The organism is Staphylococcus hsinchuensis, from assembly GCF_038789205.1.
Classification (GTDB): Bacteria; Bacillota; Bacilli; order Staphylococcales; family Staphylococcaceae; genus Staphylococcus; species Staphylococcus hsinchuensis.
In genome coordinates this window covers 846,002-859,987 of the sequence record NZ_CP128355.1, presented here as the reverse complement: position 1 = coordinate 859,987, position 13,986 = coordinate 846,002, and the positions used below count along the sequence as shown (strand labels likewise).

The 13,986-nt window shown below is 35.7% G+C and carries 11 protein-coding genes; 2 read left to right on the top strand and 9 right to left on the bottom strand.

The annotated features are described in order from the left end of the window. Window positions 1-191: 191 nt before the first annotated feature. The 7 genes from gltX to QQM35_RS04195 all read right to left on the bottom strand — a co-directional run bounded on the left by gltX (window position 192) and on the right by QQM35_RS04195 (window position 9,342). Entirely contained in the window at window positions 192-1,649 is a 1,458-nt protein-coding gene (gene gltX / locus QQM35_RS04225; RefSeq protein WP_342610524.1) for a glutamate--tRNA ligase, read from the bottom strand. A 345-nt stretch (window positions 1,650-1,994) separates the two neighbouring features. After that, window positions 1,995-3,053 carry a PIN/TRAM domain-containing protein gene (locus QQM35_RS04220; RefSeq protein WP_251943453.1) on the bottom strand — a complete coding sequence of 353 codons (1,059 nt, stop codon included), beginning with the start codon at window positions 3,051-3,053 and terminating at the stop codon, window positions 1,995-1,997. 121 nt (window positions 3,054-3,174) lie between these two features. Beyond that, window positions 3,175-4,545, bottom strand: coding sequence for a DNA repair protein RadA (gene radA / locus QQM35_RS04215; protein WP_342610523.1), 1,371 nt, complete (start codon window positions 4,543-4,545; stop codon window positions 3,175-3,177). Between the two features lie 281 nt (window positions 4,546-4,826). Next, complete coding sequence (locus QQM35_RS04210) at window positions 4,827-7,295, bottom strand: ATP-dependent Clp protease ATP-binding subunit (protein ID WP_251518561.1); 2,469 nt, start codon at window positions 7,293-7,295, stop codon at window positions 4,827-4,829. A gap of 14 nt (window positions 7,296-7,309) precedes the next feature. Next, window positions 7,310-8,320 carry a protein arginine kinase gene (locus QQM35_RS04205; protein ID WP_251943457.1) on the bottom strand — a complete coding sequence of 337 codons (1,011 nt, stop codon included), beginning with the start codon at window positions 8,318-8,320 and terminating at the stop codon, window positions 7,310-7,312. Beyond that, window positions 8,307-8,864 carry a UvrB/UvrC motif-containing protein gene (locus QQM35_RS04200; protein ID WP_251518557.1) on the bottom strand — a complete coding sequence of 186 codons (558 nt, stop codon included), beginning with the start codon at window positions 8,862-8,864 and terminating at the stop codon, window positions 8,307-8,309. Before QQM35_RS04200 ends, QQM35_RS04205 begins: the two co-directional genes overlap by 14 nt. 16 nt (window positions 8,865-8,880) lie before the next feature. After that, window positions 8,881-9,342 (bottom strand): CtsR family transcriptional regulator, encoded by a 462-nt coding sequence (locus QQM35_RS04195; protein WP_251518555.1) that lies wholly within the window; start codon window positions 9,340-9,342, stop codon window positions 8,881-8,883. A gap of 157 nt (window positions 9,343-9,499) precedes the next feature. Between QQM35_RS04195 and QQM35_RS04190 the strand changes: the two genes are divergently transcribed. Beyond that, window positions 9,500-10,714 (top strand): NupC/NupG family nucleoside CNT transporter, encoded by a 1,215-nt coding sequence (locus tag QQM35_RS04190; protein WP_251518553.1) that lies wholly within the window; start codon window positions 9,500-9,502, stop codon window positions 10,712-10,714. 63 nt (window positions 10,715-10,777) lie between these two features. On the opposite strand, the gene pdxT is transcribed toward QQM35_RS04190, so the two are convergent. After that, on the bottom strand, window positions 10,778-11,344 hold the full coding sequence (gene pdxT, locus QQM35_RS04185; RefSeq protein ID WP_251518551.1) for a pyridoxal 5'-phosphate synthase glutaminase subunit PdxT: 567 nt from the start codon (window positions 11,342-11,344) through the stop codon (window positions 10,778-10,780). Between the two features lies 1 nt (window position 11,345). Beyond that, window positions 11,346-12,233, bottom strand: coding sequence for a pyridoxal 5'-phosphate synthase lyase subunit PdxS (gene pdxS / locus QQM35_RS04180; protein ID WP_251518542.1), 888 nt, complete (start codon window positions 12,231-12,233; stop codon window positions 11,346-11,348). A gap of 98 nt (window positions 12,234-12,331) precedes the next feature. Between pdxS and QQM35_RS04175 the strand changes: the two genes are divergently transcribed. Continuing rightward, on the top strand, window positions 12,332-13,708 hold the full coding sequence (locus QQM35_RS04175; protein WP_251518540.1) for a PLP-dependent aminotransferase family protein: 1,377 nt from the start codon (window positions 12,332-12,334) through the stop codon (window positions 13,706-13,708). The last annotated feature ends 278 nt before the right edge of the window (window positions 13,709-13,986 follow it).

Below are 13,986 nucleotides of genomic sequence, written 5' to 3'. Positions count from 1 at the left end.
CATGTAGTTCAAACTTAAATTACACTCATCAACATTATTTAACTTTATAAACAAAGGTGCATTCAGCAATGTTAGTGATGTGCTCGCAGCAACCGCACACTCTCTTTACACTAGGCATTACATACTATTCCTCTGTATTTCAATTTAATCATAAGTGGTATAGTGTTATTTTTCAAGTTCTAAATATGCACTTATTTCACATATTGTTGTAAACGTGACAACACTTTTTCTTTACCTAATACTTCGATTGTATTTGGTAATTCTGGACCATGCTTTTGACCAGTTACTGCAACACGGATTGGCATGAATAATTGCTTACCTTTAATGCCTGTTTCCTTTTGTACTGCTTTGATTTCTTTTTTAATTTCTGCAGCTTCAAATGGTTCTAAAGCTTCTAATTTACTATATAGATGTGTCATTAATTCTGGCACTTGTTCACCGTTTAATACTTCTTGTTCATCGTCTCCTAATGTTTGATCGTCGCGGAAGAATAATTCAGATAAAGGTACGATTTCTCCAGCATAACTCATTTCTTTTTGATAAAGTGCAACAAGTTTACGACCCCAGTCTAGGTCTTCTTCTGAAGGTTCAGCTGGTAACAACTCAGCTTTAATTAAATGAGGTAATGCTAATTCAAATACTGTTTCAGTATCTTTTTGTTTCATATATTGGTTGTTAACCCATGCTAATTTTTGTTTATCGAAAAATGCTGGCGATTTAGAAAGACGTTTTTCGTCGAATATTTTAATAAATTCTTCTTTAGAATAGATTTCATCTTCGCCTTCTGGTGACCAACCAAGGAGTGTAATAAAGTTAAATAATGCTTCTGGTAAGTAACCTAAATCGCGATATTGTTCAATGAATTGAAGGATTTGACCATCACGTTTACTTAACTTTTTACGTTCTTCGTTAACAATTAATGACATGTGAGCAAATCTCGGTACTTCCCAACCAAATGTTTCGTAAATCATCATTTGTTTTGGTGTATTTGAAATATGGTCATCACCACGAATAACATCGGTAATTTCCATATAGTGATCATCGATTGCTACGGCAAAGTTATACGTAGGGACGCCGTCTTTTTTAACAATGACCCAGTCACCAATATTATCTGAATCGAATGAAATTTCACCTTTAACCATATCTTCAAATTTATAAGTTTTATCTTGAGGCACACGGAAACGGATTGATGGTTTACGACCTTCCGCTTCAAATTGTTGACGTTCTTCTTCAGTTAAATGTGCGTGCTTTCCACCATAACGAGGCATTTCGCCACGTGCGATTTGTTCTTGACGTTCCTCTTCTAATTCATCTTCTGTCATATAGCATTTATATGCTTTATCTTCGTCTAATAATTGTTGAATTAATGGATTATAAATTTCTGCACGTTCTGACTGACGATAAGGGCCATATCCTTTATCTTTATCTACAGATTCATCCCATTCGATACCTAACCATTTTAAATTTTCAAATTGTGAAGATTCACCATCTTCTAAATTACGTTTACTGTCTGTATCTTCAATTCTGATTACGAAATCTCCATCATAGTGTTTTGCGAATAAATAGTTAAATAATGCAGTTCTAGCATTACCAATATGCAAGTATCCAGTTGGACTTGGGGCATATCTAACTCTTACACGATCGCTCATTCTGTTCACTCCTGTTTAAAAATTTATTAATTAATATATAGATGTCATCTTTATCATATCATTTAAAAAATAGACATCACCAAAAATATACTTAGTCAATCTCATAAAGTAGCAATTAAGCCTTTTTTACATTGACTTTAGTAGTTATTTCCTCGCCTAATAATCATACCACAGCCTGCCATTTTTTAAAGTGCCATAAAGCACTCCTCTTTAATTCATTGGGTATATTAATCGGTTATGTTTCAAAATACACCTTTAAAATTTATTTATCTATTGTAGCATTTTCAACAAGGAGATGATAATACCGCAGTTGTTATCGATTTTGAAACGGTGACACATATTTAACTATTGCGTCATTTTAGCAAAGATAATTCGACCTGAAGAAGACTGTAATAAACTAATAACTTCAACTTCTACTTGTTCTCCGACGTATTTTTTAGCATGATCTACGACAACCATCGTGCCATCATCTAAATAACCAACTGCCTGACCGGCCTCTTTACCTATTTTAGTTAATAATAAAGTAAAGCAATCACCTTGGTGTACATTCGGTTTAATCGCTTCTGATAAATCGTTAACGTTCAAAGCTCTTATCCCTTGCACGTGGCATACTTTATTAAGATTAAAGTCTGTAGTAATAATATGTGCTTTGTATTGTTTCGCAAGTTTGATAAGCATTGCATCAATATCGCTATGCGTAGAAGTTGGATGTATCACTTGTGTTGGATAATCAATGTCATATAACTCATTCAGCAAATCTAAACCACGCTGACCCTTTTCTCGCTTCACACTATCTTTAGAATCCGCTATTACTTGTAGCTCATTAATCACTCCTTGAGGAATGAAAAGCACCCCATCGATGAAACCACATTCGATGATATCTAAGATACGCCCATCAATAATTGCACTCGTATCTAGAATCTTAGGAACTGCATGGCTCGCATTTGTAGACATAGAACGCGCCATTTTTTCAGGTAAAAATAACAACATTTCATCTCGTTTACGTAACCCAAATTCAAAACCAAAATAACCTAATATAATCGTTACAATAATGGGTACAAAATGATTTAATACATGATTGCCTATTATTTGGAAGATGAATGAAATCATTACTGAAATGAGTAAGCCAATCATTAAACCAATCGTTGCAAATAAAATTTCTACTGCACTTTGACGCATTATCTTACGTTCTAAATCTTTTAAAGTAAATGTCACTTTTCTTATAAACCATCCGAAAATTAAAAAGAATAATGCAATCCCTATCAGTGCATTACAATAACTGTTTTTTAAAAAAGTGTAGTGACGTAAACCAAAGTCAGATGCAATTTCAGGGATTAAATAAACTCCTAAACTTGCCCCTAATATGAAATAACAAAGTATAACGATGATTTTTAATGTTTTCATTGTCACCCTCCCTTCTCATCTTTTATTAATAAATAATGTCTGAATGCTTTAATTTTACTTTTTGAATAACTTAACGCCTATGTATTATGACATATCGTTCCGTTTTACGTGTTACGTGCAATTATTTTGAAATTGCATATTTTAAAGCATCATGAACATTTTCCACTCCTATAACTTTAATATCTTCTGGGAACTGCCAGCCACCGATATTCGTCTTTGGAATAATGACTCTCTTGAAACCTAATTTAGCCGCTTCTTGCACACGTTGTTCAATACGTGACACACGGCGAACTTCTCCTGTTAAACCTACTTCACCGATGTAACAATCTAGCCCATCGACTGCTTTATCTTTGAAGCTTGAGGCTGTAGCTACAATAATACTTAAATCTACTGCAGGTTCGGTCAGTCTAACCCCACCAGCAACTTTAATATATGCATCTTGTTGTTGTAATAAATAATTTTCTTTCTTCTCCAAGACGGCCATCAATAAACTCAATCGATTATGATCAATGCCTGTAGCCATACGTCTCGGGTTGTTAAATGTCGTAGGAGTAACTAACGCTTGAACTTCTATGAGTAGCGGTCTCGTACCTTCCATCGTAGAGACGATTGTAGATCCAGGTACATTCGTTGACCGTTCTTCTAAGAACATTTCAGAAGGATTTTTGACTCCTTTCAAACCGCTTTGTTTCATCTCGAAAATACCCATCTCATTTGTTGAACCAAAACGGTTCTTAACTGCTCTTAATATACGATAAGCATGGTGCTCATCACCTTCAAAGTAGAGTACGGTATCAACCATATGTTCTAACAACCTTGGGCCAGCAATTTGTCCTTCCTTCGTCACGTGTCCAACGATAAATGTTGCAATATTCATTTGTTTTGCAATGTTCATTAGGCTTTGGGTACTTTCTCTCACTTGAGAAACTGAACCTGGTGCTGAACTGATTTCCGGATGAAAGATTGTTTGGATTGAATCGACCACGAGTAAATCCGGTTTCGTTTGTTTCACAGTTTCATGAATAATTTCCAAATCCGTCTCTGCAAAAACATTTAGATTGCTTGAGTTTTCTTCTAATCTCTGTGCTCTCAATTTTGTCTGGCTTAATGATTCCTCACCCGTAATGTATAACACATTATGAGATTGAGAAAGTGCTGCACAGACTTGTAAAAGTAAAGTAGACTTCCCTATACCAGGATCTCCACCTATTAACACAAGAGAGCCATTTACAATACCGCCACCAAGTACTCGGTTGAATTCTTCCGATTTACTCAATATACGTGGCGTCGTTTCTTGCTGTATATCATTTAACTTTTGTACTTTAGCTGTGTTTTCACGACTACGCACGCCATGTTTTGGACTAGATCTCGCCTTTTGTTCTACTATTTCTTCCATTTGGTTCCATGCGCCACAGTTAGGACATTTACCCATCCATTTCGGTGACTGGTAACCACATGCCATACATTCAAAAATTACTTTTTTCTTGGCCAAAACTGCACCTCCATCTTTAATAAGAACAAATCTATTTTAAACCTCATACAGAGTTAAAACAAATTAAAATACATTATTCTTTTTTATTGGTGTTTATAAATCACTTATTTTATTATAACCACAATTAAATCGGTCATCCTTTCCATGAAATTTTCACAAAATAAAAAGAATCTGAGACAAAAATAGATGTCTCAGATTCTTTGTTAACGAGTGGGAATACGAAATCTCTATTATAAAATTCGCTTTCTGTCCCACTCCTTATCGTTTATTTGTGTGTGAAGCTATTTAGATTCAGAAGTTGCTTTATCTTGATCTTCAGTTTCTGTACGTTCTTGAATGTCATATTTAAATTCTTCTCCATCGTAATCAATTTGAACGTCTTTACCTTCAATTTGATTACCGTCTAAGATGAGTTCACTTAAATTATCTTCTACTGTTTTTTGGATTGCACGAATTAATGGGCGCGCACCGTATTCTGGGTCATAACCTTCTTCTGCAATTTTTTCTTTCGCAGCGTCGGTTACTTTAATGTTGATGTCTTGTTCGTGAAGACGACTTGTTAATCTGTTTACCATCATCGTAACAATTTCTTTCAATTCATCTTTTGATAGTTTGTGGAATACGATAATGTCATCTACACGGTTTAAGAATTCTGGACGGAACGCATTTTTCAATTCTTTCAACATTGTCTTACGGATTGTTTCATAGTCTTCACCTTCAGCTGCGCCACCAAATCCTGCAAATCGTTGGTCTTGTAATTCTTGTGCACCAACGTTAGAAGTCATAATAATCACTGTGTTACGGAAGTCAACTTGACGACCTTTCGTATCTGTTAAATGACCATCATCTAATACTTGTAATAGGATGTTGAATACATCTGGGTGTGCTTTTTCTATTTCATCAAATAAGATTACAGAATATGGTTTACGTCTAACTTTTTCAGTTAATTGGCCACCATCATCATGACCTACATAGCCTGGAGGGGCTCCGACTAAACGACTGACAGCGTGTTTTTCCATGAATTCACTCATATCAACACGAATCATGGCATCATCTTCACCAAACATAGATTCAGCTAATGCACGTGCGAGTTCAGTCTTACCTACACCAGTTGGGCCAAGGAAGATGAAACTACCGATTGGTTTTTTAGGATCTTTCAATCCAGCTCTTGCACGTCTAACGGCTTTACTGATTGAAGTTACCGCATCTTTTTGTCCGATAACTCTGTTGTGTAGTGTATTTTCTAAGTTTAATAAACGATCTGATTCAGTTTCATTGATTTTTGTTAATGGAATACCTGTCCATCCAGCGATAACTTCACCGATGTCTTCTTCAGATAATGCTGTGTTATCACCGTTTTGAGTATTTTTCCAATTGTTTTTAGATTCTTCGTATTGTTTTTCTAATTTTGTTTGTTTATCTCTTAAGTTAGCTGCATTTTCGAATTCTTGAGCATGTACAGCAGCATCTTTTTCATTTTTAACTTGCTCAATTTCTTGTTCAATTTCTTTTAAGTTTGGTGGTGTTGTATGATTTTTCAATCTTACTTTAGAGCTTGCTTCGTCAATTAAGTCGATTGCTTTGTCTGGTAAGAATCTATCTGATACATAACGGTCGCTGAGTTTAGCAGCTGAAATAAGTGCTTGATCTGAGATGTTAATACGGTGGTGTGCTTCATAGCGATCACGTAACCCTTTTAAGATTTCAATTGTATCTTCAACTGTAGGTTCATCAACTTGAACAGATTGGAAACGACGTTCAAGTGCTGCATCTTTTTCAATATTTTTACGATATTCATCTAAAGTTGTCGCACCGATACATTGTAGTTCACCACGTGCTAATGCTGGTTTCAAGATGTTTGAAGCATCGATTGCACCTTCAGCACCGCCAGCACCTACTAATGTGTGTAATTCGTCAATGAATAATATGACGTTACCTGCTTGATGGATTTCTTCCATAACTTTTTTCAAGCGTTCTTCAAATTCACCACGATATTTCGTACCTGCAACAACCGTACCCATATCAAGAGACATCACGCGTTTATCTTTTAATGTTTCTGGCACTTCGTTGTTAACAATTGCTTGAGCTAAACCTTCTGCAATTGCTGTTTTACCAACACCAGGTTCACCAATTAATACTGGGTTATTTTTAGTACGACGACTTAATACTTCGATTACACGAGTGATTTCTTTATCACGACCGATGACTGGATCTAATGTGCCATCTTTAGCGATAACAGTTAAGTCACGTGCAAGTCCATCTAATGTTGGTGTGTTGTTTGATTTGTTTGCTTGCGCATTTTTTGTATTCATTTCAGGACTGCCTAGTGCTTTTACAACTTGTGCACGGGCTTTCGTAATGTTTAAGTCTAAGTTTGCAAATACACGTGCAGCGACACCTTCATTTTCACGAATAAGACCAAGTAAAATATGCTCAGTTCCTACGAAATTGTGATGCAATTTACGTGCTTCATCCATTGATAATTCAATAACCTTTTTCGCACGAGGTGTGTAATGTAGCGCACCCATTTGCTCTTGGCCATGACCGATAAGTTTTTCAACTTCTTCGATGACCTTTGCTTCCGTAATATCAAATGACTCTAGCACTTTAGCTGCAATACCTTCTGGCTCTTTCATAAGTCCTAAGAGTAAATGTTCTGTTCCTATATTTGAATGATTTAATCTAATTGCCTCTTCTTGGGCGTGTGCTAATACACGTTGTGCACGCTCTGTTAATCTACCAAATAACATAATAGCATGACCTCCTAATTTATATGTTCTCTCAATATTTGCGCTCTAATTTCATTTACTGATCTATCATCTTCATCATCTAATAAGAATGGTGTTTGCATCGCGATCATCATTTCATTAAATTTAAAGTGCTCTAATTCTAAATAACCTAAATCAATACCAAGCTTTACATCGCTCAGTCTTAATGAGGCCTCTTCCATATTCATCAGTCTACTATACTTTAAAATACCTAACGAACGATATACTCGATCTAGCGTTTCACTATGATTGTGCTCATTAAGCTGATCCCTTATTTGAAGTTCTTCGTTGATAATCTGTTGCACAACTTCGTTTAAACTCTCGATAATATGATCTTCGGTGTTACCTAAAGTAAGCTGGTTAGATATTTGATATATATGACCGTAGACTTGCGAACCTTCTCCGTAAATACCTCTAATTGTAAAACCAAATCGGCTGATTGTTTGAGCAATGCGATTCATCCGGTTCATAATCGATAATCCAGGTAAGTGCACCATGACACTCGCCCTCATACCTGTCCCAATATTTGTAGGACAAGTCGTTAAATAACCGAGATTTTCATCAAAGCTAATATCTAATGCTTTATCTAATTTGTCGTCAATTTCTGATGCTTTCTCATACAAACTATGCAGTGATAAATCATTTCCCATTGCTTGTATGCGAATATGATCTTCTTCATTTACCATGACACTTAACGATTCATCCTCATTCGCTAACAATGCAGAAGCCGGTTGTTTAATTAACTCTGGGCTTATTAAATGTTTCGCCACAAGTTTATATTTACTCTGTTGGTCCATCATATCTAATCGTTGAATAGACATTTCTGGAAGTGCATCCTGTACTTCGTTTATCACTCGAAATCCTGCCTCTTCTGATGGAAACATCAACGGATGAACATGATTATTTAAATTTCTAGCTAGTCTAATTCTTGATGACATAACGACTGGCACTTCAGCTACATTACGCATCCATTCACTCATATATGCATTAATTTCACTGTTGTTCATCACGATTCACCTCGCTGTCCGCCTTCAAAGCTTTGATTTCATCACGAACAATTGCAGCTTCTTCGAAATTTTGTTCTTCTATGAGTTTGTCTAAATATGACGATTTTTCTTCTATTTTCTTTTTAAGTGCTAACTTTTTATATGAAGACTGAGGTGTTTTGCCGACGTGTTCAACTTGTCCGCCTTGCACGCGTCTAACAATATCGATAATGTCGTCTTTGAAAGTTCCAAAGCAATCCGCACAACCGAATTTACCGACGTGTGCAATATCTTTGAGGGTCATACCGCACGTAGGACAACGTTTCTCTTCTTTAAATGCAATGTTATCAAACTCTAAGCCGTGTTTTGCTGCTAAGTGCTGTAAGATTTGTTTAATGACGAAAGTATCTTCAATATCATCGTTACCTTGCATTTGCTGATCGTTCGACCAAACATTATCACTTTGTGCACATGTCGGACAAAGCCATTTTTCTTCTAATCCATCTACGCCTTTAAAAGCAACTTTATATTCAGCTTCGTTTGAATGACAATTTTCACAGAGCACGTCACATCACCTCACTTTAATAATAACTAATCACGTGTAGCAAACGTTTAAGAATATTAGCTCGAATAATATCTCGAGCCATCACATCCATGTTTAATGTTTCTCTGTCTATTACAGCTCTGATCATCTTAGCTTCTCTTTCATTGATGTAATGGTTGTCTAATAAACCATCAATAATATAGTATCCTTGTTGTTGAGAAATAGATGGTCCGATCAATTGTAATAAGTGATTAATATAACCTTTTACGTCTCTATTTTCTATCTTCGTGATGCGGATATAACCGCCTCCACCACGTTTACTTTCTATTTCATAACCGTGTTCGTTCGTAAAACGAGTCTTGATCACATAGTTTAGCTGCGAGGGTACACAATCAAAGCGTTGCGCAATATGTGCACGTTGAATTTCAACTACATCTTCATTTGCGTCCTCAAATAATTTCTTAATGTATTGTTCTATGATGTCGGACATGTTATGCATGTTCATCACCTCTTTTGACCATCTTTGACTATATTATATGACCAACTTTGACCTTTTTCAACCAATTTGATTTAAAAATTTTAAAATACTCATGTTAGTAAACTCTGTTTTATTGTATGATATAAGATAAGAAAATTTAAAAGGGACTGAAATTATTATGCATATTATCATAGGATTAATTGGGATTGCAGTATTTTTAGGCTTGGCCTATTTATTTAGTTCTGACAGAAAGAACATTCGATGGAAGTATGTCGGAATATTACTCTTAATACAACTTGTATTTGCTTTCATATTATTAAAAACAAAGTTCGGTATTACAGTTATCGGAGCGATATCAAATGGCTTTAACTATTTACTATTAAAGGCAGCTGAAGGTGTAAAATTCGTGTTCGGTGGTTTCGAATATGTCGATCCGAAGAACCCACCATTCTTCTTTAATGTATTACTACCTATCGTATTTATTTCAGCGTTAATTGGTATCTTACAATACACAAAAATTTTACCTTTAATCATTAACTTCTTAGGTTTAATCATTTCAAAAATTAATGGTATGGGTCGTCTAGAATCATACAATGCGGTTGCTGCAGCTATATTGGGACAATCAGAAGTATTCATTTCATTAAAGAATGAGTTAGCTCACATTTCTAAACAAAGACTCTATACGTTAACTGCGTCTGCGATGTCTACAGTTTCAGCTTCGATCATCGGTGCATACTTTACGTTGATTGAACCACGATACGTAGTTACAGCTGTAGTATTAAATTTATTTGGCGGTTTTATCATCGCATCTATCATCAATCCATACACAGTTGATGAAAAAGAAGATAAATTGATTTTAGAGAAAAGTGAAACAAAGAAACAATCTTTCTTCGAAGTATTAGGGGAATACATCTTAGACGGATTTAAAGTTGCAGTCATTGTCGGGGCAATGTTAATTGGTTATATTGCAATCATTGCATTGCTCAATGGTGTCGTGAGCGCCATCTTCACTGGCGTATCTGGTGGACATATTACATGGGACTTCCAAACATTAATTGGTTTTGTCTTTGCGCCGTTTGCATTCTTAGTCGGCGTACCATGGGATGATGCCGTTCAAGCAGGTTCAATCATGGCAACTAAATTACTTTCAAACGAATTCGTAGCAATGGAAAGCTTGAGAAAGGCGAAAGATATGAGCGACCATGCGGTTGGTGTTATTTCAGTATTCGTTGTATCATTCGCAAACTTTAGTTCAATTGGAATTATTTCTGGTGCGATTAAATCTCTAAATAGTGAAAAAGGAGATATGGTTGCACGTTTTGGATTAAAATTATTATTCGGTGCGACACTCGTATCATTTATCTCAGCAGCTATAGCAGGATTCTTCATTTAATAAAAAAGTGGTTCATCGCATATTTGCGACGAACCACTTTTTATTATTTTAATGGGATTTATATTATTTTTCTTGTTTAGCTACAATTTCATCTATGAAATATTGAGTAATTCTAAAATCATCTGTTAATTCAGGATGGAAAGAAACACCCAAATATTTACCTTCTTGTACTGCTACAATTTTATTTGAGATTTCACTAAGAATTTGAGCCTCGCCATGAACTTCTGTGATATGGGGTGCACGAATAAACACGCCTTCGATATCTTGAGCCACACCTTTAACATCTAATTCACTTTCAAAGCTATCTACTTGTCTACCGAAAGAATTTCTCTCAACAGTAATATCTAATTTATTGAGATAACCTTCTTCGCCAACTATATCTTTAGATAGTACAATTAAACCTGCACATGTCCCAAACATTGGAAGCTCAGATTGTTGTAAGGCTTCTTTAAAGCCATATAAATTCATTAAGCGACGTAAAGTAGTAGATTCACCACCAGGTATGATTAAGCCATCTATATCGTTTAACTGCTCTGTTCTTTTAACAGAGATACCTTCATGTCCACTTAATTCAATATGGCGTATATGTTCTCGAACAGCACCTTGAAGTGCTAATACACCTATCTTCATCTTACCAACCACGCTCTTGCATACGTTCTTCTAATGACAATTCATTAATGTCTAACCCTTTCATAGCAGTACCTAAATCTTTTGCTAAACGGCCTATTAATTCATAGTCTTGATAATGTGTTGTAGCTTGAACAATCGCTTTGGCGAATTTTTCAGGATCATCTGATTTAAAGATACCTGAACCAACGAACACACCATCAGCGCCTAATTCCATCATTAATGCAGCATCTTGAGGTGTTGCTACACCGCCCGCAGCAAAGTTAACTACTGGTAAGCGACCATGATCTTTAATATCTTTTAATACTTCATAAGGTGCACCAATATTTTTAGCCTCAGTCATAATTTCATCATCATTCATTACTGTTAAACGACTTACTTCAGCATTAACTTGTCTCATATGTCTTACTGCTTCAACGATATTACCTGTACCTGGCTCACCTTTCGTACGTAACATCGCTGCACCTTCACCAATACGTCGTGCAGCTTCCCCTAAGTTACGGCAACCACATACAAATGGTACAGTAAAGTTATCTTTACGTAAGTGGTATTCTTCATCTGCAGGTGTAAGTACTTCAGATTCATCGATATAGTCAACACCCATAGATTCTAATACTCTCGCTTCAGTAATATGACCAATACGACCTTTAGCCATGACTGGTATAGAAACTGCATTCATAACCTCTTCAATAATATTTGGGTTAGCCATACGTGCTACACCACCAGCTGCTCTAATATCAGATGGTACACGCTCTAAAGCCATCACTGCAACTGCGCCAGCTTCTTCAGCGATTTTAGCTTGTTCTGCATTTACGACGTCCATAATTACGCCGCCTTTTTGCATTTCAGCCATACCTCTTTTAACTCTTTCTGATCCAGTCATTTTACTCATAAATTATTACCCCTTTACTAAGTTGATTAAATTCATTTTAAAAGATAAACTGGTATTTAAAAAGGGACAATTCCGAATTAATTTAAGGGGTCAGTTATATGGTAAAATCACATCTCTATATCAAATTGTATGAAGATTTAAAACAACAAATTATTGAAGGTCAATATCAATCTGGAGATAAATTCCCGTCAAAACGTGCATTAAGTCAGCACCTTTCAGTGAGTAACACTACGATTGAGCACGCTTACCAATATCTATTAGATGAAGGTTATATTTACTCGAAACCACGTTCAGGTTACTTCGTCTCAGATATCGAGAATTTACCACTTATACACAGAACAGGATCACCTGTAGAATATGATGAAGATTCAAAAACGATTCAAAATGATGTTACAACTCATTATGATTACGCATTTAATTTAAGAGAAATAGATACGGAATATTTTCCAAACCAACAATTTAGAAAGTACGCACGTGACACTTTTGAAGATAATGCAGTGAATCTATTACAATATACGCACCCTAAAGGGGAGTGGAAGTTACGCCAAGAAATCGCACATTATCTGTTTTATAGTAGAGGGGTTACATGTCGACCAGAACAAATTATTGTTGGATCATCTACTGAACAGCTCATTTATTTACTAACCGATATATTAGCAGAAACAGACTACATTATTGAGAATCCAAGTTACCCACCTATCAAAAATGTACTGGATAAAAAAGAAATCTTCTATGCGCAATTCCCAGTAAACAAGACAGGTATGGATTTAAAAAACTTAAAAACCTCAAACTATCATGTTGCATATGTGACACCATCCCACCAATTTCCAACTGGATATGTCATGAATCTCAAAAAAAGAACCCAATTAATTCATTGGGCTCAACAACGAACTGATCGCTACATCATTGAAGATGATTACGATTCAGAATTTAGATATTTTGGGAAACCTATTCCTGCTTTACAAAGTTTAGACACGAAAGACAAAGTGATTTATATCAGTTCATTTTCAAAATCACTGTTCCCTAGTTGCAGAATCGCATATTTAGTCCTACCCGATAAATTAGTGGATAAATTCGATCATATGCATAATAAACCATCAAATACAGTGCCTACACACATGCAACATATCGTAGCAAAATTCATGGCTTCTGGAAGTTTTGAACGGCATTTAAATAAAATGCGTAAAGTATATAAAGCCAAACTTCAATATATTATTGATGCGCTAGAACCCTATCATAAACAGTTGAAGATTGATGACGCACTTGCGGGCATGCATTTCACTTTAACTGTAAAAAATAAATTAACAACAGAACAATGTTTAGCACGTGCAAAAGATAACCACTTAAAAATCATTCCTTATAGTATGTATGATGATACAATCACTGAAACCAAATTTATTTTAGGATTTGGAGGCATTCCATTTTCAAAAATTAAAGATCACACCGACGCTTTAATCAAATCCTTAACCGTTTAGACTCACTTGTCCAAGGCAACTTGGGCTTAGTGAGTCTTATGCAAGTGTGGAAGCACTTGCGTACCTATCATTCATCAGCTTCAAACGCTTTTAAAGCACTACTTGTTTTTTCAATACTTAGTAGTGCTTACGTAAGTGGTTAACCCACTTACGAATCCTTTTTAACCAGGGACAATGCAAGTTAGAAGTTAAGCTCCTTTTGTGCCTGCGGCACTGATTAGCGCCGTTTGGATATAAAAAAAGAGACCTTTCGGTCTCTTGGGTTATTGCCTGGCAAC

Coding starts and splice junctions, on each gene's coding strand:
- gltX (WP_342610524.1), bottom strand. CDS start 1,649: ATGAGCGATCGTGTAAGAGTTAGATATGCCCCAAGTCCAACTGGATAC.
- QQM35_RS04220 (WP_251943453.1), bottom strand. CDS start 3,053: ATGAAAACATTAAAAATCATCGTTATACTTTGTTATTTCATATTAGGG.
- QQM35_RS04210 (WP_251518561.1), bottom strand. CDS start 7,295: ATGTTATTTGGTAGATTAACAGAGCGTGCACAACGTGTATTAGCACAC.
- QQM35_RS04205 (WP_251943457.1), bottom strand. CDS start 8,320: ATGAACAACAGTGAAATTAATGCATATATGAGTGAATGGATGCGTAAT.
- QQM35_RS04195 (WP_251518555.1), bottom strand. CDS start 9,342: ATGCATAACATGTCCGACATCATAGAACAATACATTAAGAAATTATTT.
- QQM35_RS04190 (WP_251518553.1), top strand. CDS start 9,500: ATGCATATTATCATAGGATTAATTGGGATTGCAGTATTTTTAGGCTTG.
- pdxT (WP_251518551.1), bottom strand. CDS start 11,344: ATGAAGATAGGTGTATTAGCACTTCAAGGTGCTGTTCGAGAACATATA.
- pdxS (WP_251518542.1), bottom strand. CDS start 12,233: ATGAGTAAAATGACTGGATCAGAAAGAGTTAAAAGAGGTATGGCTGAA.
- QQM35_RS04175 (WP_251518540.1), top strand. CDS start 12,332: ATGGTAAAATCACATCTCTATATCAAATTGTATGAAGATTTAAAACAA.